Genomic DNA, 23,369 nt, shown 5'->3' on the forward strand with positions numbered 1-23,369 from the left:
GTAGGCCGTCGCCGCTGCTGAGTCGGAGATTTTCCCTTCGGTTTCGGCTTTCCGGCACGGCAACTGGAAGACCATGAAGCTGCGTGACCTCCTAGGCAATGATGCCGCAATCGAGCCCGCCGTCGCGGCGCTCGAAGTTGCAGGCGTTGCGCTCGACAGCCGCGTGGTCAAGCCCGGCGATCTCTTCTTTGCGCTGTCAGGCAGCAAGACCGATGGCGCGCGCTTCATCGATGCGGCCATCGCCGCCGGCGCGGTGGTCGTGGCCGGCGATCACGCGCCTGACGGCTGCAAGGTACCGTTCGTCGCTGTCGCCAATCCGCGCCGCGCGCTGGCGCTGGCTGCGGCAAGATTTTTCCCGGCGCAGCCTGCGACCATCGCGGCAGTGACCGGAACCAGCGGCAAAACCTCGGTCGCCGCGTTCACGCGCCAGATCTGGGAGCGGCTGGGCCATGCCTCGGCCAGCATCGGCACCATCGGCCTCGTCTCGCCCAAGCGCACCGTCTACGGCTCGCTGACCACGCCGGATCCGATCGCCTTGCACCGCCAGCTCGACGAGATCGCGCGCGAGGGCGTGACGCATCTTGCGTTCGAGGCCTCGTCACACGGGCTCGATCAATACCGCCTCGATGGCGTGCGGGTGTCCGCAGGAGGCTTCACCAATCTTTCGCGCGACCACATGGATTACCATCCGACCGTCGCGCATTACCTCGCCGCAAAACTCCGGCTGTTCCGCGAGCTCATCCCCCCTGGCGGAGCCGCGGTGATCTCCGCCGATCATGATTGCTCGGCGGAAGCAATCGATGCGGCGAAGGCGCGCGGTCTGCGCGTGATGGCAGTGGGCCGTCAGGGCGATGGGGCAGGCGAGGGCATTCGTCTCACCGCGGCCGTGGTCGAAGGTTTTTCGCAGAAGCTGACGCTCGAGCATCGCGGCAAGCATTATGCCGTGCGGCTGCCGCTGGTCGGCGAATTCCAGATCGAGAACGCGCTGGTCTCGGCCGGCCTTGCCATCGGCACCGGCAGCGATGCAGCCAAAGTGTTTGCCAGCCTCGAACATCTCGAGGGCGCCAAGGGCCGGCTCGAGCGCGTCGGCGAACGCAACGGCGCGCCTGTCTTCGTCGACTACGCGCACAAGCCCGACGCGCTGGCGAAGGCGCTGCAAGCGCTGCGCCCCTACGCCAGGCGCAGGCTGATCGTCGTGTTCGGCGCCGGCGGCGATCGCGACGCCGGCAAGCGGCCGATCATGGGCGAGATCGCGGCTCAAAATGCCGACCGCGTCATCGTCACCGACGACAATCCGCGCAGCGAAAAGCCGGAAGCCATTCGCGCCGCGATCCTCGCCGCCGCCAAGGGCGCACGCGAAATCGGCGACCGCGCGGCCGCGATCCGCGTCGCGATCGAGGAGCTCGAAGAGGGCGATGCGCTGCTCATCGCCGGCAAGGGGCACGAGACCGGGCAGATCGTCGGCGGCGAGGTCCTGCCGTTCAGTGATCACGAGGCGGTCGCCGCCGCATTGGCATCGAGGGACGCATGAGCGGGCCATTATGGACGGTCGCCGAGGTGGCGCACGCGCTGGGTGCGGCCGGATCATTCCCGGACACCCCGATCGATTTCGCCACCCAGGACAGCCGCCTGGTGAAGCCGGGCAGCCTGTTCGTGGCGTTATCAGGCACCCCGAGTGGCGGTTTCATTTCAGCGTTCGCCAGCGCGCGCGACGGCTGGGAGTTTGCGGACAAGGCGGAAGCATCGGGCGCCGTCGCGATGATCGTCCCGCACGAGATCGCGGGTATCCGCATTCCGCAGATCGTCGTGAAGGACACGCTGATCGACGGTCTCTGGGGCCTCGCGCGCGCCGCACGTGCGCGCTTTCATGGGCCGGTGATCGGTCTCACCGGCAGTGCCGGCAAGACCAGCACCAAGGAATTCCTCGCCGCCTATCCCAATGCCTATGCGAGCCCCTCGAGCTTCAACAATTTCTGGGGCGTGCCGCTGACGCTATGCAACGCCCGGCCGGACGCCAGCCTCTGGGTCGTCGAGATGGGCATGAACCAGGTGGGCGAGATCGCGCGGCTCAGCGGATTGACGCGGCCGACGGTCGCGCTCGTCGTCAACGTCCAGCCGGTGCATCTGGAGAAGCTCGGCTCGCTCGATGCCATCAGGCGCGAGAAGGTGTCGATCGCGCACGGCCTGCCCGAGGACGGCGTGCTGGTGCTGCCTGCAGGCATCAAGGCGCCCGACTGGAAGGGCAAGGTGGTGCGCTTCGGCGAGAAGGCCGAAGTGCATGAGGTCACGCACGCGCCGCACGGCGAGAGCTGGCAGGTCGTGGCCCGCGTCGGCAAGAAGGAGATCGCCTTCAGCCTGACGCCGGGCGCGCCGCATCGGGTACAGAATGCGCTTGCCGCGCTCGCGTCTGTTCATGCCGCCCATCTCGATGTGGCGACACTTGCGATCAAGCTCGAGCGCGTCGGCATCATGACCGGCCGCGGCGTGGAACAGGCGGTCGGCGGTATCACCGTGATCGACGACAGCTTCAACGGCAATCCGGCGAGTGTGACGGCTGCGCTGCAAAGCCTTCAGGCGCGCAACACGAGCGGCGGCCGCCGTATCGCGGTGCTCGGCGACATGCTGGAACTTGGCGACGACGCTCCTCACTACCACACCGCGCTCGCCGCGCATCTCGACGGCATCGATGGCATCTATTGCGTCGGCCCCCTGATGCGCCACCTTTACGACGTGCTGCCCGCCGGCAAGGGGCTCGGCTGGCACGACGATCCCGCCACGCTGAAGCCGGGCGAGGTAGCTCACCTGCTGAAGGCAGGCGATGTCGTGGTTGTCAAGGGCAGCAAGAAGATGTTCTGGGTCAACAAGTTTGTGCCGGGCCTAGTGGCCGCCTTGCAGGCAAAGGCGTAAACTGCTTGGAAGGCGCAGTTCCCGAATCTTAACCCTTTGCGGCGCGCCGCCGTTCGGTTTCTTGAGGTCGCTCGACCCCATGATCAAGACCTGCGAATGCGCGTGCGGCGATGCGGCCTGAACGAAGGCCGCGTGCGAAAGGCGCCATAGGACCGTCTGAATGTTTTACTGGCTGATCGATCTCTCCAACACATTTCCGGGCGTCGGTGGAGTGCGCACCGTTCTCAACGTCTTCCGCTACATCACCTTCCGCACCGGCGGCGCGATCGTCACCGGCGCGCTGTTCGTATTCCTGTTCGGGCCCTGGATCATCGACCATTTGCGCATCCGCCAGGGCAAGGGCCAGCCGATCCGGACCGATGGTCCGCAATCGCATCTGGCGAAGAAGGGCACGCCCACCATGGGTGGGCTGATGATCCTGTCCGGCCTCACGGTCGGCACCGTGCTGTGGTGCAATCCGCTCAACCCCTATGTCTGGATCGTGCTGGCGGTGACGCTCGGCTTCGGCTTCGTGGGCTTCTATGACGACTACCTCAAGGTCACCAAGCAGACCACGAGCGGCTTCGGGGGCAAGCTGCGTCTGTTGATCGAGGCGATCATCGCGCTGGCCGCCTGCTATGCGCTGGTGCGGCTGAACCGCGATCCCGCGTCCACCGCGCTGACCATCCCCTTCCTGAAGGATACCGTGCTGCATTTCGGCTGGTTCTTCGTCGTGTTCGGCGCCTTCGTCATCGTCGGCGCAGGCAATGCGGTGAACCTCACCGACGGTCTCGACGGTCTCGCCATCGTGCCCGTGATGATCGCAACCGCAAGCTTTGCGATGATCGCCTATCTCGCCGGTAATGCGGTGTTCGCCGACTATCTCCAGATCAAATATGTTGCCGGCACCGGTGAACTCGCGGTGCTCTGCGGCGCGCTGCTGGGCGCTGGGCTCGGTTTTCTCTGGTTCAATGCCCCACCCGCCTCGATCTTCATGGGCGACACCGGCTCGCTCGCGCTCGGCGGCATGCTGGGGTCGATCGCGGTCGCGGTGAAGCACGAGATCGTGCTTGCGGTGATCGGCGGCCTGTTCGTGCTGGAGGCGGTCTCGGTCATCGTGCAGGTGGTGTCGTTCAAGCTGACCGGCAAACGCATCTTCCGCATGGCGCCGATCCATCACCATTTCGAGCAGCTCGGCTGGACCGAGCCGCAGATCGTGATCCGCTTCTGGATCATCTCGGTGATGCTGGCGCTCGCCGGTCTCTCCACGCTGAAGCTGCGTTGACGGTATCACGATGATTCCGGTCACATCCTTCGCCGGCAAGACGGTCGCAGTGTTCGGCCTCGGCGGCTCCGGGCTCGCCTCGTGCCACGCGCTGAAGGCCGGCGGCGCCGAGGTGATCGCGGCCGACGACAATGCCGAGAACGTCGCCAAGGCGGCGCAGGCCGGTTTCGTCACCGCGGATCTGCGCAATGTGTCCTGGGCGAAATTCGCCGCGCTCGTGCTCGCGCCGGGCGTGCCGCTCACCCATCCGGTGCCGCACTGGAGCGTGCTGAAGGCGCGCGAGGCCGCGGTCGAGGTGATCGGCGATATCGAGCTGTTCTGCCGCGAGCGTCGCCGTCATGCGCCGGACGCCCCGTTCGTCGCCATCACCGGTACCAACGGCAAGTCGACGACGACCGCCCTGATCGCGCATCTGACGAAGGTCGCCGGTTATGACACCCAGATGGGCGGCAATATCGGCACCGCGGTCCTGTCGCTGGAGCCGCCGCGCATGGGCCGCGTCCACGTCATCGAGATGTCGTCCTACCAGATCGACCTCACACCCTCGCTCGAGCCGTCCGTCGGCATTTTGCTCAATGTCAGTGAGGATCACATCGATCGCCACGGCACGATCTCGCACTATGCCGCGGTGAAGGAGCGCCTCGTTGCCAACGTGCAGGCAAACGGCACGTCGATCGTGGGCGTCGATGACGGCTATTGCCGCGACATCGCTGATAGGCTCGACCGCGCCGGCAAGAACGTCGTGCGGATTTCCGTCAAGAACCCGCTGGCTTCAGGCATTCATGTCGAGCACGGTACCATCGTGCGCACCTCGGGTGGCGCCCGCAGCGAGATCGCCACGCTCGGCGGCATCGGTTCGCTGCGCGGCCTGCACAATGCGCAGAACGCGGCCTGCGCCGCTGCCGCTGCGCTCGCGATGGGCATCAGCCAGGACGTGTTGCAGAACGGCCTGCGCAGCTTTCCGGGCCTGGCGCATCGGATGGAACAGGTCGGCCGCCGCGGCAACGTCCTGTTCGTCAACGATTCCAAGGGCACCAATGCCGACGCCACGGCGCATGCGCTGTCGTCTTTCGCCGACATCTTCTGGATCGCCGGCGGCAAGCCGAAAGCGGGCGGCATCACAGGCCTGACCGGCTTCTTCCCGCGCATCCGCAAGGCCTATCTGATCGGCGAAGCCGCTCAGGAATTCTCGGAAACGCTGAGCCAAGTGCCGCACGAGATCAGCCAGACGCTCGACGTCGCCGTCGCGCACGCCGCGCGCGATGCCGAAGCCTCCGGGCTCGCAGATGCGGTCGTGCTGCTGTCGCCGGCCTGCGCGTCCTTCGACCAGTACCGCAACTTCGAGATCCGCGGCACCAGGTTCCGCGAGCTGGTGCAGGCGCTGCCGGGTGTGAAGCCGGTGGTGTGAGGATGTCGCGGCGACGCTGGATCGGACTTGCCGTCGCTCTCGCTGTACCGGTCGGCTTTCTCTGTGTTGTCCTCATTGACCACGTCATGAGCGGACTTGGCGCATGCCGCGTCGTTCGCCAGCGTGCGTTCGCCTCCCCAAGCGGCAGTCAATTGGTTGTCGTGGTCTGGAAGACGTGCGGGGCAACCGACAGCACGCAAGCCAGTATCATCGCGCGCGGCCGGACCTTCTCGCCCGAGGACACGCCGACCTTTGTCAGCGTGCGTGGGCATCCCGAGGCTGTCGTCGCCTGGAGCAGCGAGCGGGCGGTCAGGATCGGCTTCATTCCTGAGCCGGGCGAAATCTACAAGCGCGACCAGCGCGCGGGGGATGTCGCGATCAGCTACGAATAGCCCTCTCGTGTCCCGGACGCGGTGCGGCACGAAGTGACGCTCCGCAGAGTCGGGACCAAGAGTGGCTGGGCCCCGGCTCAGCAGCGCACCGCACCGGACGATGCTTCGCATCGCCGGAGACGCTGCGCTGCGTCCGGGGCAAGAGACTCTTCAAAACTTGAACGATCCATTAACCCCCCGGTAACCAACCTCGGCGACCAATGGACGGACCTCTGTCCGAAAGCGGCCGCCCATGCTCTCCCGTGAAGAACGCACCCCCTTTACCGAGTGGTGGTGGACCGTCGACAAGCCGCTGCTCGGCGCCATCCTGGTGCTGATGCTGACCGGCGTGATCCTGTCGCTGGCGGCGAGCCCGCCGGTCGCGACCCGCATCGGGCTCGATCCGTTCCATTTCTTCAATCGTCACGTCATGTTCCTGGTGCCGTCGCTTCTGGTGCTGATCGGGGTGTCCTTCATGTCGCCGCGCTCGATCCGGCGTAGCGCGCTGCTCATCTTCACGATCAGCATCATCCTGATCGTGGTGACGCTCGCGATCGGCCCCGAGGTGAAGGGATCGCGGCGCTGGATCACGCTCATCGGCATCAACATCCAGGCCTCCGAAATCGCCAAGCCGTCCTTCGTCGTCATCGCGGCCTGGCTGTTTGCGGAATCGACCAAGCGTCCGGAGATGCCCGCGACCTCGATGGCGCTGGTGCTGCTGCTGATGCTGGTGTCGCTGCTGGTGATGGAGCCGGATTTCGGCCAGACCATGCTGATCCTGATGGTGTGGGGCTCGCTGTTCTTCATCGCGGGCATGCGCATGATCTGGGTGTTTGGCCTCGCGGGGCTCGGCGCGGCCGGACTGTTCAGCGCCTATCTTTTTGTTCCGCACGTCGCAGGACGCATCAAACGCTTCATGAACCCGGCCTCCGGCGACACTTTCCAGGTCGATACCGCGATGGAGGCCTTCTACAACGGGGGCTGGTTCGGGCTCGGACCGGGCGAGGGCATCGCCAAGCGCAGCCTGCCGGACAGTCACACCGACTTCGTCTTCGCGGTCGCCGCCGAAGAGTTCGGCATCATCCTGTGTCTTGCCATGCTGGCGCTGTTCGCCTTCGTCGTCATCCGCACGCTGTCGCGCGCCTACGCCAATGAAGACATGTTCTCGCGCTTTGCGGCCTCGGGCCTTGCGATCCTGTTCGGGGTGCAGGCGGCGATCAACATGTCGGTCAACCTCCAGCTCATTCCTGCCAAAGGCATGACGCTGCCGTTCATTTCGTACGGCGGTTCCTCGATCGTGTCGCTGGCCTATGGCGTCGGCATGATGCTGGCCTTGACGCGGCTGCGGCCGCGCACCGAGGTCGAGGCCAGCGGCCACGCCGACGCGATGCGCAGCTACGCTTAAGTCGTCATTGCGAGGAGCGTAGCGACGAAGCAATCCAGAATCCCTCGGGGAGACAGTCTGGATTGCTTCCCTGCGCTCGCAATGACGGCGGAGGCCCTGTAAAAGGGCAGATATGACCACGTCCCCCTTGATTCTTCTCGCCGCGGGCGGCACTGGCGGCCATCTGTTTCCGGCCGAGGCGCTCGGCGTCGAATTGATTCGGCGCGGCTTTCGCGTGCGCCTCGTCACCGATGAGCGCGCGCTGCGCTACAGCGGGCTGTTCAGCAAGGACATGATTGACGTCGTCGCGAGCGAGACCGCGCGCGGCCGCAATCCGCTGCAGCTCGCCTATGCCGGCCTCACGCTCGCCACCGGCACGCTGTCCGCCTACGGCCTGATCAAGCGATTGAAGCCGGCTGCCGTCGTTGGCTTCGGCGGTTATCCGACATTGCCGCCGTTGGTCGCGGCGAAGTTCGCCGGCGTGCCCGGGATCATCCACGAGGCCAACGCCGTGCTCGGCCGCGCCAACCGCTTCCTGTCGGGCCGCGTCCGCGCCATCGCAACCTCGTTGCCCGGCGTGCTCGACCGCGATCCCGCGCTCTCGGGCAAGACCACCACGGTCGGCACGCCGATGCGGCCGGCGGTCCTCGCCGCTGCCGCCGTGCCCTATGCCGCGCCCGAAACGAACGGTCCGCTCCGCCTGCTCGTCGTCGGCGGCAGCCAGGGAGCGCGTATCATGGCCGACATCGTGCCCGGCGCGATCGAGCGGCTCGAGCCCGCGCTGTGGGGACGGCTCATCCTGACCCAACAGGTCCGCGACGAGGACATGAGCCGCGTGCGCGCCGTCTACGACAAGCTCAAGATCAAGGCCGAACTGGCGCCATTCTTCACGGATCTGCCGGCACGGTTCGCGTCCAATCATCTCGTGGTATCGCGCTCCGGCGCCGGCACGGTGGCCGAGCTTGCCGCGATCGGCCGGCCCTCGATCCTGGTGCCGCTGCCCGGCTCGATCGACCAGGACCAGTTCGCCAATGCCGGCGTGCTGGCCAAGGTCGACGGTGCCATCCGCATCCCGCAGACCGAGTTCACCTCCGATCGCCTCGCCGCCGAGATCTCCGCCTTTGCCGCCGAGCCGGCGCGCCTCGGTGCCATGGCTGCTGCGGCAAAAGGGGCAGGCCGGCTCGATGCCGCCGAGCGGCTCGCCGATCTGGTGGTCAAAGTCGCGGGAATCTGACGCGAAAAAGCCCTTGTCTTCGTCTTCCAAAGCGGGGCATCCAGTAGGAACGGCGCGGCTGATTTGGCCGTGATGTCAGCCAGATGCCGCCGTTTCAGGCGGCGAGGTCAGGGAACACAGAATGAGACTGCCGCGCGAGATCGGACCCATCCACTTCGTCGGGATCGGCGGGATCGGCATGAGCGGCATCGCCGAGGTGCTGGTCAATCTCGGCTATGCCGTGCAGGGCTCGGACGCATCAGACAATTACAATCTCGACCGTCTGCGCAAGAAGGGCGCAAAAGTCTCGGTCGGTCACAAGGCCGAGAATATTGATGGTGCCGAGGTGGTCGTGGTCTCCTCCGCGATCAAGCGCGACAATCCGGAATTGATGGCGGCGCGCGAACGGCGCATTCCCGTGGTGCGGCGTGCCGAGATGCTGGCCGAACTGATGCGGCTGAAGAGCTGCGTCGCGATCGCCGGCACCCATGGCAAGACCACGACGACCACGATGGTCGCAACGCTGCTCGATGCGGGCGGGCTCGATCCGACCGTGATCAACGGCGGCATCATCAACGCCTACGGCTCCAACGCACGTCTCGGCGCCGGCGACTGGATGGTGGTCGAGGCCGACGAGAGTGACGGCACCTTCCTGAAGCTGCCGACGGACGTGGCGATCGTTACCAATGTCGACCCCGAACATCTCGACCACTTCAAGACGTTCGATGCCGTGCAGGATGCGTTCCGCCACTTCGTCGAGAACCTGCCGTTCTACGGTTTTGCCGTGATGTGCATCGATCATCCCGTGGTGCAAAGCCTGGTCGGCAAGATCGAGGATCGCCGCATCATCACTTACGGCGAAAATCCGCAGGCTGATGCGCGGCTGCTCGATCTCACCCCAATGGGCGGCGGATCGAAGTTCAAGGTCGCGTTCCGCGATCGCAAGACCGGCGCCGTGCACGAGATCGCCGATCTCATGCTGCCGATGCCGGGGCGTCATAACGCCTCGAACGCGACGGCGGCGATCGCTGTCGCACGCGAGCTCGGTGTGTCGGACGAGGCGATCCGCAAGGCGATCGCAGGCTTCGGCGGCGTCAAGCGCCGCTTCACCAAGACAGGCGAGTGGAACGGCGTCACCGTGATCGACGATTACGGTCATCATCCGGTCGAGATCGCGGCGGTGCTGAAGGCGGCGCGCGAATCCACCAACGGCAAGATCGTCGCCGTGGTGCAGCCGCATCGCTACACCCGCCTGCAATCGCTGTTCGAGGAATTCTGCACCTGCTTCAACGACGCCGATGCGGTCGTCGTCGCCGATGTCTATGCCGCAGGCGAGGCGCCGATCGACGGCATTGACCGCGATCATTTCGTGACAGGCCTGCGCGCCCACGGGCATCGCGAGGTGATCCCGCTGCCGGCAGCCCCGGAGCTTGCGGGCATCGTGAAGGGGCTCGCGAAGTCGGGCGATCTCGTCGTGTGCCTGGGTGCCGGCAACATCACGCAATGGGCCTATGCGCTGCCGGATCAATTGAAGGCGCTGGGGTGAAGTGGTGACTTTGATCTCATCAATTGCCACACGACGCACTGCGCTCCCTCCCCCCTTGTGGGGGAGGGCGGGGGAGAGGGGTGGCCACAGGCGAGGTCTCAGTTCGTGGCTACCCCCCTCCCTGACCCTCCCCCACAAGGGGGGAGGGAACGGAGACAGTTCCTCACGCGGGGACGCCGCATGAGCTTTCCCGACATCACCCCCGCTCTCAAAGGCGCGATGCCGGAGTTGCGCGGGCGGTTGCTTGCGAACCAGTCGCTGGCGGAGCTCACCTGGTTTCGCGTCGGCGGCCCGGCCCAGGTGCTGTTCACGCCGGCGGATGAGGACGATCTCGCTTACTTCCTCGCGCATCTCGCCCGCGACATCCCGGTCTATGTCGTCGGCGTCGGCTCCAACCTCATCGTGCGCGATGGCGGCATCGCCGGCGTGGTGATCCGGCTTGCGCCGCGTGCTTTTGGTGAAGCCGTTGCGAACGGCGACATTGTCACCGCCGGCGCTGCCGCGCTCGACAAGCGCGTGGCGGAAGTCGCGGCTTCCGCCAATATCGGCGGGCTCGAATTCTACTTCGGCATTCCCGGCACCATCGGCGGCGCGCTACGCATGAACGCGGGCGCCAATGGCGGCGAGACCAAGGACGTGCTGATCGAGGCGCGTGGCGTCGGGCGCGACGGCACCAAGCACGTCTTCTCCAATGCCGACATGAAATTCGTCTACCGCAACAGCGGCGTCGATCCCTCCATCATCTTCACCTCCGCGCGTTTCCGCGGCGAGATCAGGGATGCTGATGCGATCCGCGCGCGTATGGCGGAGGTGCAAACCCACCGCGAGACCGCACAGCCGATCCGCGAAAAGACTGGCGGCTCGACCTTCAAGAATCCGCCCGGCCATTCCGCCTGGAAGCTGGTCGACGCCGCCGGTTGCCGCGGCTTGCGCGTCGGCGGCGCGCAAGTGTCCGAGATGCACTGCAATTTCCTGATCAATAAGGGCGATGCCACAGCGCACGACATCGAGACGCTCGGGGAGACGGTGCGCGAACGGGTGAAGGCGAATTCCGGAATTGAGCTCAACTGGGAAATCAAGCGGATCGGGATTTTTTAGCCTCTGTCATTCCGGGGCTCGCGAAGCGAGAGCCCGGAATCCATCGGACGGCAGAGGCGGTGGGGAAATGGATTCCGGGCCTGCGCCTTGCGGCGCATCCCGGAATGACGAATAGAGAGATTGGGACCAAGAGAACATGCGCACCACCATCCTCTTCGGGGGCTCCAACCGCGAGCGTCTGGTTTCCGTCGCGTCGGCCCAGGCGCTGCAGCAGGCGCTGCCCGAGGCCGATCTCTGGTTCTGGGATGTCGAGGACAAGGTGCATGTCGTGCAGTCGAACCAGCTGCTCGAACATTCCCGGCCCTTCGAGGACGAGTTCAAGCCGGGCACATCAGGCATTCCACTCGCGCAGGCGCTCGACAAGGCCAAGGCGGAAGCTCGCGTACTCGTTCTCAGCCTGCATGGCGGCAGCGCAGAGAACGGCGAATTGCAGGTGATGTGCGAGGCGCGCGGCGTGCCGTTCACCGGCTCCGGCTCGGCATCCTCGCATCTCGCCTTCGACAAGATCGCGGCCAAGCGCTTTGCCGCGCTCGGTGGCGTGACGCCGCCCGTGGGCATCGCGCTCGAGAAGATCGACGACGCCTTCGCCGAATATGGCAGGCTGATCGCAAAGCCTGCGCGCGACGGCTCGAGCTATGGCCTGATCTTCGTCAACGCCAGGCAGGATCTCGTCGCGGTCCGCAATGCGGCCAGGCACGAAGAGTATGTGATCGAGCCGTACATCGCCGGTGTCGAGGCGACCTGCGGCGTTCTGGAGCGCACCGACGGCTCGATCATCGCGTTGCCGCCGATCGAGATCATCCCGGGCGAGGGCAATTTCGACTACGCCGCAAAATATCTCTTGAAGTCGACCCAGGAAATCTGCCCGGGCCGCTTCACACCCGAGGTCACCGCCGCGCTCAAGACGCAGGCCATGCTGGCGCATCGGGCGATGTCCTGCTCCGGCTATTCCCGCTCCGACTTCATCGTCTCGGAGAAGGGGCTGGTTTACCTCGAAACCAACACGCTTCCCGGGCTCACCAAGTCCTCGCTCTACCCCAAGGCGCTGAAAGCCGAGGGCATCGCCTTCGTCGACTTCCTGCGCGACCTGATCGAGCTGGCCGTCCGGCGGGCGCGGAAATAGTTAGGATTGGTTAACGGCCGGATCGGCCAAAAGGGCCAATTTGGCGGCCAAACCCGGTAAAATGCCGGACATCGTGGCGCAACTGCCTCACTTGCCTTGGCAAAAAGCATCCCGCGTTAACGAATTTTACCTTTTGTTTACCAGGACGTCCGAAGGTTAACGCTGGCGGCGCATATGGCGTTTTGGCTGCCGGCGCGTGAGCCGTTTCGGATGTATCCGGCCGGCAAGCGCTTTGAAGGGGAGCGGCTTCTTCTACCGAAGACCATCACCCGGCCCGGCACGACCGAGACGTCATGTTCGCCAGGACCCGCGCGGTGTCGCGGGCAAACTGTTGACGAGCTCGTGCAATGGATGGTGCAGGAAGCCTCACCCGGTCGTTTGTGAGATCGCTGAGGCCCCAAGCTGACCTGAAGGCGGCCGCTATCGGAGCGGTCGTGCTTCTGCGCGAGTGGGTACAGGACAAGCGCGCTGAACAGCGCGCCGCTGCCAGGCAGAAGATCAAGGCCAAGGCCCTCGTCGAGCGCGAGCCGCCGCCGCGCATCGTCGCGCTGGTCGAGCGCTATCTGCCGCGCCGGGTCGGAATCACCATGACCGTGCTGCTGCTGATCGGCAGTTGCGGCCTTGGCATCGTCAAGGGCGGCCATCTGCAGGATTTCATCACCGCCGTCAGCGACGCGCGCAACGCCATGGCCAATTCGGCCGGCTTCCGCATCACCTCCGTCGTGATCAACGGACGCAAGCAGCTCAGCCAGGACGAGATCCTTGCGATCGGCGGCGTCAGCGGCCGCTCCTCGCTGCTGTTCCTCGATGCCGACGACGTCCGCGACAAGCTCAAGGCCAATCCCTGGATTGCGGACGCGACCGTGCTGAAGCTCTATCCGGGTCAGCTCATGATCGAGATCACCGAGCGCAAGGCGTTCGCGCTGTGGCAGGAGGCCGGCCGGCTCTCCGTCATCGCCGACGACGGCGCCGTGCTCGAACCCTATGTCTCGCGCCGCTTCCTGACCTTGCCGCTCGTGGTCGGCAAGGGCGCCGACACCCAGGCTCGCGACTTCCTGGCGCTGCTCGCCCGTTATCCTCAGGTGAATTCGGTGACCAAAGCCGCGATCTATGTCGGTGAGCGGCGCTGGAACCTGAGGCTGAAGGACGGTCTCGATGTCCGCCTGCCCGAGCAGGATGTCGGCAACGCGCTCGCCGCGCTCTCCAAGCTCGACAAGGACGAGAGGCTGTTCTCGAAGGACATCGTCGCGGTCGACATGCGCCTGCCTGATCGTCTGGTGGTGCAGCTGTCCGACGACGCCGCCAAGGCGCGCGACGACCTGTTCAAGGACAAGAAGAAAAAGAAGGCCGATCCCGTATGACCGGTCTTGATCGCACCCAGACACCGAAGACGCGCCCGATCCCGCACAAGCGCGGCGGCCTCGTCGCCTGCCTCGACATCGGCACCAGCAAGATCGCCTGCATGATCGCGCGACTGAAGCCGTCGGCACCCAGCGAGGCGCTGCGCGGCCGCACCCATGCGGTGGAATTGATCGGCTACAGCCAGATCCAGTCGCGCGGCATGAAGGCCGGCGCGGTGGTCGATCTCGGAGAATGCGAGCATGCCGTGCGCCAGGCCGTCGGCATTGCCGAGAAAATGGCCAAGGTGCGGGTCGAATCCGTTTTGCTGTCGGTCTCGGGCGGCCGGCTCGCGGGTCAGCTGGTCGAAGCCGCCGCCGACATTCGCGGCGGCGCGGTGACGCCGGCCGACGTCAGCCGCGTCACCTCCACCGGCATGCGCCACGCCACCGGCGAGGGCCGCACCGTGCTGCATGCGCTTCCGGTCGGCTACACGCTGGACGGCGTGAAGGGCATCCGCGATCCGCGCGGCATGGTCGCGCATCAATTCGGCGTCGACATGAACGTCGTCACCTGTGACGCCACCGTGGCGCGCAACCTGATGCTGGCGGTGGAGCGTTGTCATCTCAACGTCGAGGCCATGGCAGCGAGCCCCTATGTGGCCGGGCTGTCGGTGCTGACCGACGACGAGGCCGATCTCGGCGCCGCGGTGGTCGAAATGGGCGCGGGCACCACCACGATCGCCGTCTATTCCGGCGGTCGCTTCGTGCACGCGGCCGGATTTGCGGTCGGCGGGCAACACATCACGATGGATCTCGCGCGCGGACTCTCGGCGACCATTACCGATGCCGAGCGAATCAAGACGTTATACGGCACCGTCATCACCGGCGGATCGGACTCGCGTGAGCTGATGTCTGTGCCGACAGCCGGTGACGACCAGGATCTGCCGCAGATCGTTTCGCGCGCCACCATCGCCAATATCGTCAAGCATCGTGCCGAGGAAGTCTTCGAAATGGTTCGGGACAAGCTGAAGGATTCGCCCTTCGCGGCAGAGCCCAAGGGCCGCGTCGTGCTCTCGGGCGGCGCCTCCCAGCTCACCGGCCTCGTCGAGCTTGGAACGCAAATTCTCGGCCGGCCCGTGCGGGTCGGACGTCCGCTCGGTTTTGGCCGGCTGCCCAACGAGGCGAAGAACGCCGCGTTCGCGGTGCCGGCCGGACTTCTCGTCTACCCGCAATATGTTCACCACGAGCATGTCGAACCGCGGCATACGCGGCAGCAGGTCAGGACAGGGACCGGCGGTTATTTCGGAAAGGTCGGGCGATGGCTACGCGAGGGCTTTTGATGACCGCTTTCCGCAAATGTCAGATTTCACCAACTCCCGCGGCCGCAGGCCGGGGCGAACCCACGCGCGCGTGATCGAGAGGCAAACATGACCATCAGCATCAACGTTCCTGATATTCACGAGTTGAAGCCCCGCATCACCGTGTTCGGCGTCGGCGGCGCCGGTGGCAACGCCGTCAACAACATGATCACGGCGGGCCTCCAGGGCGTCGACTTCGTGGTCGCCAACACCGACGCGCAGGCGCTGACGATGTCGAAGGCGCAGCGCATCGTCCAGATGGGCACCGCCGTGACGCAAGGGCTCGGCGCAGGTTCGCAGCCGAACGTCGGCGCCGCCGCCGCCGAAGAGGTGATCGACGAGCTGCGCGACCATCTCTCGGGCGCCAACATGGTGTTCGTCACCGCCGGCATGGGCGGTGGCACCGGCACCGGTGCAGCTCCCGTGATCGCCAAGACCGCGCGCGACATGGGCATCCTCACCGTCGGCGTCGTCACCAAGCCGTTCCACTTCGAAGGCGGCCGCCGCATGCGCACCGCCGAGGCCGGCATCGCCGAGCTGCACAAGGTGGTCGACACGCTGCTGATCATCCCGAACCAGAACCTGTTTCGGGTCGCCAACGAGAAGACGACCTTCGCCGACGCGTTCGCGATGGCCGACCAGGTGCTCTATTCGGGCGTCGCCTGCATCACCGACCTGATGGTCAAGGAAGGTCTGATCAACCTCGACTTCGCCGACGTCCGCGCCGTCATGCGCGAGATGGGCAAGGCGATGATGGGGACGGGCGAAGCCTCCGGCGACAAGCGCGCACTGACCGCCGCGGAAGCCGCGATCGCCAACCCGCTGATCGACGATTCCTCGATGAAGGGTGCCAAGGGCCTCTTGATCTCGATCACCGGCGGCAAGGACCTCACCTTGTTCGAGGTCGACGAAGCTGCGACCCGCATCCGCGAGGAAGTCGACCAGGACGCCAACATCATCGTCGGCGCCACTTTCGACGAAGCCCTCGATGGTCTGATCCGCGTTTCGGTCGTTGCCACCGGCATCGAGCAGGCTGCGATCGCCCGCAACAGCCAGGCGACCTCCGCTCCGGTCGCGAACGCCGCGCCGCAGCAGATCCAGCAGGCTCCCGCGGCTCCGGCCGCCGCTGCCGAGAGCCGTCTCGCCGACCTGACCGCGCGCCTGCGCGCCGACAACCAGCGCCTGGCCGAGCGCGCCCAGAAGCTCGAATCGCAGATCCCGGCTGCTGCACCCGCCGCTGCTCCCGCAGCGCCGCGTCCCAATGTCGAGCGCGCCGCGCTTGCCGCCATCGCCGCTGCCGTTGCCGAAGTTCCGCCGGCGCCCGCGCCGCAGACTTATGGCGACGTCACCGTGCGCCCGATCGCACAGAAGCCCACGCTGTTTCCGGAGCCCGAGCAGGCACCGCTTGCCATGCATGAGCCGATGACGCCGGAAACCTTCATCCCGCCGCAGGCCGAGCGTGCCCCGCCCCGCGCGCCGCGCATGCCGCGCCTCGACGAGCTGCCGATGCCGGCCCAGGCCGAGCTTCGTCAGGCCCGCGGCGAGGTGGAAGAGGAGACCCCGCAAAAGACCCGCCTATCGCTGCTCCAGCGTCTCGCCAATGTCGGCCTCGGCCGTCGCGACGAGGAGACGGAAGCTCCGATCGCCGCCCGCACCGCCGGTCCCGCCATGCCGGCGCTGCCCGAGCGCAAGCCGCAGCGGACGGTGCAGCAACAAATCGCCGCCAGCGAGCCGGTATCTGAATATGCCCGCCGGCCCGCGCCGCAGGGGCTCGATGCCCATGGTCGCCCCGCGCCTGTTGCGCCGGCGCCACAGGGAGACGACCATCTTGATATCCCGGCCTTCCTGCGGCGGCAGGCGACCTGAGGATTGTTACAATAAGGCAGACGCAAAAAGGTCCCGGCGAGACGCTCGCAGGGACCTTTCCTTTTGTCCCGTGCATGTCCGGATTGCGTATTCAAGCAACTGATTTTAAATCATTAATTACCTGTTGGGTGCTTCACTAAAGCTACCGCTATCGGTCCAAAACCCCTGCGCAATTTGGTTAAGCCTTGGCGCGAATACGGCGGGTTTGGGGTAACAATCGGTAAAAAAGCGTGAGTTGGCGCTGTTTGGGGCAGTGACTATGGTTCGGGCGTGACTTGGGGATACGGAGATTCGGACGGTCGATCTCAATCGATCAGTCGGGTCTAGTATAAGTCGCAATGGGTCGTAGTGGGGCGGGTTCCTGATGAAATTTAGCCGGCAAACAACGCTTCGTGCGCAAGCCACCGTGGCCGGCGTCGGCGTTCATTCCGGTCTTCCCGTCACCGTGACTCTTGGGCCTGCGCCGATCGACGCGGGTTTTATTTTTGTCCGGACCGGCCTCGACGGCTGCGACCGCGAAGTGCAGGCCACCGCGGAGCAGGTGGTCGCGACCGACTTCCAGACCGTCCTGGGCGACAGCAAGGGTCCGCTGGTTTCAACCGCCGAGCACGTGCTCGCCGCTTTGCGCGGCATGGGCGTGGACAACGCGACCATCGAAATCGACGGTCCGGAAGTGCCGATCATGGACGGCAGCGCGGCACCCTTCGTCGCGGCCATCGACCAGGCCGGCATCGCAACCCAATCGGCACAGCGCCGCTTCATCCAGGTCCTCAAGCCGGTGTCGGTTGCAACGGGTGATTCGTTCGGCGAATTGCGCCCGTACGCCAACGGCTTCCGCACCGAGATCGAGATCAATTTCGCCAATCCCGTGATCGGCCGGCAGAGCTATGCGCTCGATCTATCGCCCGAGCGCTTCCGTCGGGAAATCGCACGCGCCCGCACTTTCGGCCTGATGTGCGATCAGGCCCGGCTCTGGGGCGCGGGCTATGCCCGCGGCGCCTCCTTCGACAATACCGTGGTGTTTGACGACGAGCGGCTGCTCAACCCCGAGGGCCTGCGCTACGCCGACGAATGCGCCCGCCACAAGGTGCTGGACGCGATCGGCGATCTCGCGCTGGCCGGCCTGCCGCTGCTCGGAGCCTATCGTTCGGTGCGTGGCGGCCACAAGCTCAACCACGCCGTCCTGACCGCGCTGCTCGCCGACCGTACCGCCTGGCGGGTGGTCGAGGGCGAGGCGGCCCGCCGCACCACGCGTCCCGTGGTCGAGGTTGGCAGCGGGATCGTTGGCGGCCGGATCGCCGCCGCCTACGGGCCGGACGTGTCCTGAACGGCTGCTGCGGCAGGCGCCGAAGCGGCACTTTCTCCGGGAAACTCCTGGTAACCATGATGCACTAGGATTGCGGCGTTTTCGCCTTAATCCGGGCGGAATGCCTGCCTATCCGATGGGTTAACAATCGATTTTCGATTACACCGACGTGGTCGCGTGGCAGGCACCACGGTACATTTCGCACCCATGATGGGGATCATGGGCCGGCGGGCACCGCATCACAGGGCGTCAGGTCTAGAATTCATGTCGGCACAGCGTATGACGCGCGGATATCTCTTGGTTTCTCCGATCGGAACTCGTCGGCTGCTTCAGGCGGCAACTCTCCTGCTGCTCGCGGTGCCGCTGGCTGGCTGCGGTACCGGGTCGCTCTGGGACAAGTTCACCCAGAAGGACGACACCTTCGTCGAGGAGCCCGCCGACAAGATCTACAATGAGGGCTTGTACCTCATGAACGAAAAGAAGGACATGAAGGCGGCGACCAAGAAGTTCGAAGAGGTCGACCGCCAGCATCCTTATTCCGACTGGGCGCGCAAATCGCTGCTGATGTCGGCTTACGCGTCCTACCAGGGCGGCGACTATGACGGCTGCATCGGCGCCGCGACGCGCTACGTCACCCTGCATCCCGGCAGCCCGGATGCCGCCTACGCGCAGTACCTGATCGCCGCATCCCATTACGACCAGATCCCGGATATCAGCCGCGACCAGGCCCGCACCGAGAAGGCGATCGCCTCGCTGGAAGAGGTGGTGCGCAAATATCCGACCTCCGAATACGCGACCTCCGCCAAGGCCAAGATCGAGGGCGCCCGCGATCAGCTCGCCGGCAAGGAAATGAACGTCGGCCGCTACTACATGCAGAAGCGCGACTACACCGCCGCAATCAACCGCTACAAGACCGTGGTGACGCAGTATCAGACCACGCGCCACGTCGAGGAGGCGCTCTACCGCCTCACCGAGGCCTATATGTCGATCGGCATCGTCGGCGAGGCCCAGACCGCCGCCGCTGTGCTCGGCCACAATTTTCCTGACAGCCGCTGGTACAAGGACGCCTATAATCTTGTAAAATCGGGCGGTCTCGAGCCGAGCGAGAATCAGGGGTCCTGGATCAGCCGGACCTTCAAGAAGATAGGCCTCTAGGTCTCGGCTAGGAAATTTGGTTCCATGCTGGCGCGTCTGTCGATCCGTGACATCGTCCTGATCGAACGGCTCGATATCGAATTCGCCACCGGGCTTGCGGTTTTGACCGGCGAGACCGGTGCGGGCAAATCCATCCTGCTCGATGCCTTTGCGTTGGCGCTCGGCGGCCGCGGCGACGCCGGCCTCGTGCGCCATGGCGCGGAGCAGGGTCAGGTCACCGCCGTCTTCGATGTCCCGAAGAATCACCCCGCGGCGAAGATCCTGGCCGAAAACGGGCTCGACGATACCGGCGAGATGATCCTCCGCCGGGTCCAGCTCGCCGACGGCCGTACCCGCGCCTTCATCAACGACCAGTCGATCAGCGTGCAGACGCTGAAAGCGGTCGGCGCCGCGCTGGTCGAGATCCATGGCCAGCATGACGAGCGCGCGCTGGTCGATGCCGCCACGCATCGCCGCCTGCTCGACGCCTTTGCCGGCCTCGAAAAGGACGTGGCGGCCGTCGAAGCGCTGTGGGACGCGCGCCGCTCGGCCAATAGCGAGCTGGAAGAGCATCGCGCCGGCATGGAGCGCGCCGCGCGTGAGGCCGATTATCTGCGTCACGCCTCCGACGAGCTCAAGCAGCTCGCGCCCAAGGACGGCGAGGAGACCTCGCTGGCCCATCGCCGCACCACCATGATGCAGGGCGAGAAGATCGCCTCCGATCTGCGCGAGGCGCAGGAGGTCGTCGGCGGCCATAATTCGCCGGTTGCGGCGCTGTCGGCCGCGGTGCGTCGGCTGGAGCGCCGCGGCGTCAATTCACCGGCGCTGGTCGAGCCCGCGGTGAAGGCGATCGACGTCGCCATCAACGCGCTGGAGGAGGCCGATCAGCATCTCCAGGCGGCGCTTGCCGCGACCGATTTCGATCCCGCCGAGCTCGAGCGCATCGAGGAGCGGCTGTTCGCGCTGCGCGCCGCCTCGCGCAAATATTCGACGCCGGTCGATGGGCTGGCGGCATTGGCCGCCAAATACGCCGCCGATGTCGTGCTGATCGATGCGGGCGCCTCGCGCCTGAAGAAGCTGGAGCAGGCCGCAATCGAGGCCGATAGCCGCTACGCGACGGCCGCGAAGAAGCTCTCCGCGGCGCGGCAGAAATCGGCCGAGAAGCTCAACAAGGCCGTTACCGCCGAGCTTGCCCCGCTCAAGCTCGAACGCGCCAAATTCATCACCCAGGTCACCACCGACGAGGCTGCCCCCGGGCCGCAAGGCTTCGACCGCGTCGAGTTCTGGGTGCAGACCAATCCCGGCACCAAGCCGGGTCCGATGATGAAGGTTGCCTCCGGCGGTGAGCTCTCGCGCTTCCTTTTGGCCCTCAAGGTCGTCTTGTCCGACCGCGGCTCCGCACCGACGCTCGTGTTCGATGAAATCGACACCGGCGTCGGCGGCGCGGTTGCGGATGCCATCGGCGCCCGGCTGGCGCGTCTCGCTGGCAAGGTCCAGGTGATGGCCGTGACCCACGCCCCGCAGGTCGCCGCCCGCGCCGACCAGCATCTCCTGATATCCAAGGATGCGCTGGACAAGGGCAGGCGCGTCGCCACGCGCGTCAATGCGCTCGCCGACGACCACCGCCGCGAGGAAATCGCCCGCATGCTCGCCGGCGCCGAGATCACGGCCGAGGCGCGGGCGGCCGCGGACCGGCTGCTCAAGGCGGCAAGCTAGATTCCGCCTCCCGGACGCGCGTAGCGCGAGCCGGGATCCAGAATTCCCGCTGTATGGGCCGCGGCTCTGCAGCGCACCGCACCGGTCGACGCTTTGCATCGCCGGGGGCGTTGCGTTGCGTCCGGGGCGCGAGATTTCCACACGCCTTTACCGAGCAACCCGCTCCGTCGTATCCAAGCACCATGGCAAGAGCAGCAAGATCAAAACCGCTCCGTGACGTCGCCGACCTCACCAAGGCGCAGGCCAAGGTCGAGCACGTCAGGCTCGCGCTCGAGCTCGAAGAGCACGACAGGCGCTACTACCAGGAAGATGCGCCTACCGTCACCGACGCCGAGTACGACGCGCTGCGTCAGCGCTTCAACGCGATCGAAAAGCGCTTTCCTGAATTCGTCAGCGGGGATTCGCCGTCGCAGAAGATCGGCGCGGCGCCGTCCGGCCGCTTCAGGAAGGTGCGGCACGCCGTGCCGATGCTGTCGCTCGACAACGCGTTTGCCGAGGAGGACGTGCGCGACTTCGTCGGCCGTATCGTGCGCTTCCTGAAGCTCGACGACGACAACGTCAATTTCTCCGCAGAGCCGAAGATCGACGGCCTGTCGATGTCGCTGCGCTATGAGGGCGGCGACCTCGTCACCGCGGCAACGCGCGGCGACGGGACAGAGGGCGAGGACGTCACTGCCAACATCCGCACGCTCGAAGACGTGCCGCAGAAGTTGAAGGGGCGCAACATCCCCGACATCTGCGAGGTGCGCGGCGAGGTCTACATGACCAAGAAGGCCTTCCTCGCGCTCAACGAACGGCAGAAGGCGGAAGGCGCCACCATCTTCGCCAATCCGCGCAATTCGGCCGCAGGCTCGTTGCGGCAGAAGGATCCGACCATCACCGCCTCGCGCCCGCTCGGCTTCTTCGCCTATGCCTGGGGCGAGATGAGCGCGATGCCGGAGGACACGCAGAGCAGCATGATTCACTGGTTCGAGCGCTGCGGCTTCAAGACCAATCCGTTGACGAAGCTCTGTCATTCCGTCGAGGAGCTGCTCGCTTTTCATCGTTCCATCGAGGAGCAGCGCGCAAAACTGGACTACGACATCGACGGCGTCGTCTACAAGGTCGACCGCATCGACTGGCAGGAGCGGCTCGGCTTCGTCTCGCGCACGCCGCGCTGGGGCATTGCGCATAAATTTCCGGCCGAGCGCGCCATGACGGTGCTGCGCGCCATCGAGATCCAGGTCGGGCGCACCGGCTCGTTCACGCCGGTCGGCAAGCTCGAGCCGGTCGGCGTCGGCGGCGTGATCGTGCAGAACGTCACGCTGCACAACGAGGACTACATCAAGGGCATCGGCAACAAGGGCGAGAGCTTGCGCGATGGCCGCGACATCAGGATCGGCGATACCGTCGTGATCCAGCGCGCCGGCGACGTCATCCCGCAGGTGGTCGATGTCGTCCTCGACAAGCGGCCGAAGAGCGCTAAGGAATTCCACTTCCCGAAGAAGTGTCCATGCCCGCTGCACACCGACGTCACGCGCGAGGAGACGGCGACGGGAGAGGAGGGCTCGCGTGCCCGCTGCACCGGCGAGTTCGCCTGCCCCTATCAGAAGATCGAGCACCTCAAGCTGTTCGTGTCGCGCCGCGCTTTCGACATCGACGGTCTCGGCGAGAAGCAGCTCCAGTATTTCTTCGATGAAGGATGGGTGAGAGAGCCCGCCGACATCTTCACGCTGGAGAAGCGCAACGCGAAGCTCAAGCTCGAGGAGATCGAGGGCTACGGCACGACCTCGGTGCGCAATCTGTTCGGCGCCATCGAGAGCCGGCGCAGAATCGCGCTGGAGCGCTTCATCTACGCGCTCGGCATGCGCCATGTCGGCGAGACCACCGCCCTGGCGCTGGCGCGCGGCTACGGCTCCTGGGAAGCCTTCCACGACGCCTGCCTCAAGGTCGCCAAGGGCGACGAGGAAGCGATGGCGGAGATGGATGCGCTGGACCAGATCGGCGACACCGTGATCAGGAGCATCGCCGATTATTTCGGCGAGAGCCACAATCGCGGCATCGTCGAGCGGCTGACCCGGGAGGTCGAGATCGTCGACGCCGAGAAGCCGAAGAGCAACTCGGCCGTCGCCGGCAAGACGGTCGTATTCACAGGCTCGCTGGAGAAGATGACGCGCGACGAGGCCAAGGCGACCGCGGAGCGGCTGGGCGCCAAGGTCTCGGGCTCGGTGTCGAAGAAGACCGATCTCGTCGTCGCCGGCCCCGGCGCAGGCTCGAAGCTCGCGGACGCCAACAAGCACGGCGTCAAGGTGCTGACCGAGGACGAGTGGTTGAAGCTGATCGGGGAGTGACGGGG

At 65.7% G+C, this 23,369-nt stretch carries 17 protein-coding genes; all 17 read left to right on the forward strand.

Features of this window, described 5'->3' with window-relative positions:
• Positions 1-73: 73 nt before the first annotated feature.
• The 17 genes from X265_RS10100 to ligA all read left to right on the forward strand — a co-directional run bounded on the left by X265_RS10100 (position 74) and on the right by ligA (position 23,364).
• Positions 74-1,531 (forward strand): UDP-N-acetylmuramoyl-L-alanyl-D-glutamate--2,6-diaminopimelate ligase, encoded by a 1,458-nt coding sequence (locus X265_RS10100; RefSeq protein WP_128964691.1) that lies wholly within the window; start codon positions 74-76, stop codon positions 1,529-1,531.
• Positions 1,528-2,907 carry a UDP-N-acetylmuramoyl-tripeptide--D-alanyl-D-alanine ligase gene (locus tag X265_RS10105; protein WP_128964692.1) on the forward strand — a complete coding sequence of 460 codons (1,380 nt, stop codon included), beginning with the start codon at positions 1,528-1,530 and terminating at the stop codon, positions 2,905-2,907. The genes X265_RS10100 and X265_RS10105 overlap by 4 nt, the downstream gene beginning before the upstream one ends.
• Positions 2,908-3,067: 160 nt before the next feature.
• A complete protein-coding gene (gene mraY / locus X265_RS10110; protein WP_128964693.1) occupies positions 3,068-4,171 on the forward strand; it encodes a phospho-N-acetylmuramoyl-pentapeptide-transferase in 1,104 nt (367 codons plus the stop codon).
• Positions 4,172-4,181: 10 nt separating this feature from the next.
• Positions 4,182-5,579 (forward strand): UDP-N-acetylmuramoyl-L-alanine--D-glutamate ligase, encoded by a 1,398-nt coding sequence (murD, locus tag X265_RS10115; protein ID WP_128964694.1) that lies wholly within the window; start codon positions 4,182-4,184, stop codon positions 5,577-5,579.
• 86 nt (positions 5,580-5,665) lie between these two features.
• A complete protein-coding gene (locus X265_RS10120; RefSeq protein WP_128964695.1) occupies positions 5,666-5,971 on the forward strand; it encodes a hypothetical protein in 306 nt (101 codons plus the stop codon).
• Positions 5,972-6,203: 232 nt separating this feature from the next.
• Positions 6,204-7,355 (forward strand): putative lipid II flippase FtsW, encoded by a 1,152-nt coding sequence (ftsW, locus tag X265_RS10125; protein ID WP_128964696.1) that lies wholly within the window; start codon positions 6,204-6,206, stop codon positions 7,353-7,355.
• 112 nt (positions 7,356-7,467) lie between these two features.
• Positions 7,468-8,568, forward strand: coding sequence for an undecaprenyldiphospho-muramoylpentapeptide beta-N-acetylglucosaminyltransferase (gene murG / locus X265_RS10130; RefSeq protein ID WP_128964697.1), 1,101 nt, complete (start codon positions 7,468-7,470; stop codon positions 8,566-8,568).
• 121 nt (positions 8,569-8,689) lie between these two features.
• On the forward strand, positions 8,690-10,093 hold the full coding sequence (gene murC, locus X265_RS10135; RefSeq protein WP_128964698.1) for a UDP-N-acetylmuramate--L-alanine ligase: 1,404 nt from the start codon (positions 8,690-8,692) through the stop codon (positions 10,091-10,093).
• Positions 10,094-10,273: 180 nt separating this feature from the next.
• Complete coding sequence (murB, locus tag X265_RS10140) at positions 10,274-11,191, forward strand: UDP-N-acetylmuramate dehydrogenase (RefSeq protein ID WP_128964699.1); 918 nt, start codon at positions 10,274-10,276, stop codon at positions 11,189-11,191.
• 136 nt (positions 11,192-11,327) lie between these two features.
• Positions 11,328-12,314 carry a D-alanine--D-alanine ligase family protein gene (locus tag X265_RS10145; RefSeq protein WP_128964700.1) on the forward strand — a complete coding sequence of 329 codons (987 nt, stop codon included), beginning with the start codon at positions 11,328-11,330 and terminating at the stop codon, positions 12,312-12,314.
• Between the two features lie 347 nt (positions 12,315-12,661).
• Positions 12,662-13,675, forward strand: coding sequence for a cell division protein FtsQ/DivIB (locus X265_RS10150; RefSeq protein ID WP_128964701.1), 1,014 nt, complete (start codon positions 12,662-12,664; stop codon positions 13,673-13,675).
• On the forward strand, positions 13,672-14,994 hold the full coding sequence (gene ftsA / locus X265_RS10155) for a cell division protein FtsA (RefSeq protein WP_128964702.1): 1,323 nt from the start codon (positions 13,672-13,674) through the stop codon (positions 14,992-14,994). The genes X265_RS10150 and ftsA overlap by 4 nt, the downstream gene beginning before the upstream one ends.
• Positions 14,995-15,081: 87 nt before the next feature.
• Positions 15,082-16,878: a cell division protein FtsZ gene (ftsZ, locus tag X265_RS10160; protein ID WP_128964703.1), complete on the forward strand. Its 1,797-nt coding sequence runs from the start codon at positions 15,082-15,084 to the stop codon at positions 16,876-16,878.
• Positions 16,879-17,242: 364 nt separating this feature from the next.
• A complete protein-coding gene (lpxC, locus tag X265_RS10165) occupies positions 17,243-18,205 on the forward strand; it encodes a UDP-3-O-acyl-N-acetylglucosamine deacetylase (protein WP_128964704.1) in 963 nt (320 codons plus the stop codon).
• 243 nt (positions 18,206-18,448) lie between these two features.
• The gene (locus X265_RS10170) at positions 18,449-19,339 is read left to right on the forward strand and encodes an outer membrane protein assembly factor BamD (protein WP_128964705.1); all 891 of its coding nucleotides are present in this window, start codon (positions 18,449-18,451) and stop codon (positions 19,337-19,339) included.
• A 24-nt stretch (positions 19,340-19,363) separates the two neighbouring features.
• Positions 19,364-21,034: a DNA repair protein RecN gene (gene recN / locus X265_RS10175; RefSeq protein WP_128964706.1), complete on the forward strand. Its 1,671-nt coding sequence runs from the start codon at positions 19,364-19,366 to the stop codon at positions 21,032-21,034.
• Between the two features lie 182 nt (positions 21,035-21,216).
• The gene (gene ligA / locus X265_RS10180; RefSeq protein ID WP_128964707.1) at positions 21,217-23,364 is read left to right on the forward strand and encodes an NAD-dependent DNA ligase LigA; all 2,148 of its coding nucleotides are present in this window, start codon (positions 21,217-21,219) and stop codon (positions 23,362-23,364) included.
• Positions 23,365-23,369: the final 5 nt, after the last annotated feature.

The sequence above is a fragment of the Bradyrhizobium guangdongense genome (genome assembly GCF_004114975.1).
Taxonomy (GTDB): Bacteria; Pseudomonadota; Alphaproteobacteria; order Rhizobiales; family Xanthobacteraceae; genus Bradyrhizobium; species Bradyrhizobium guangdongense.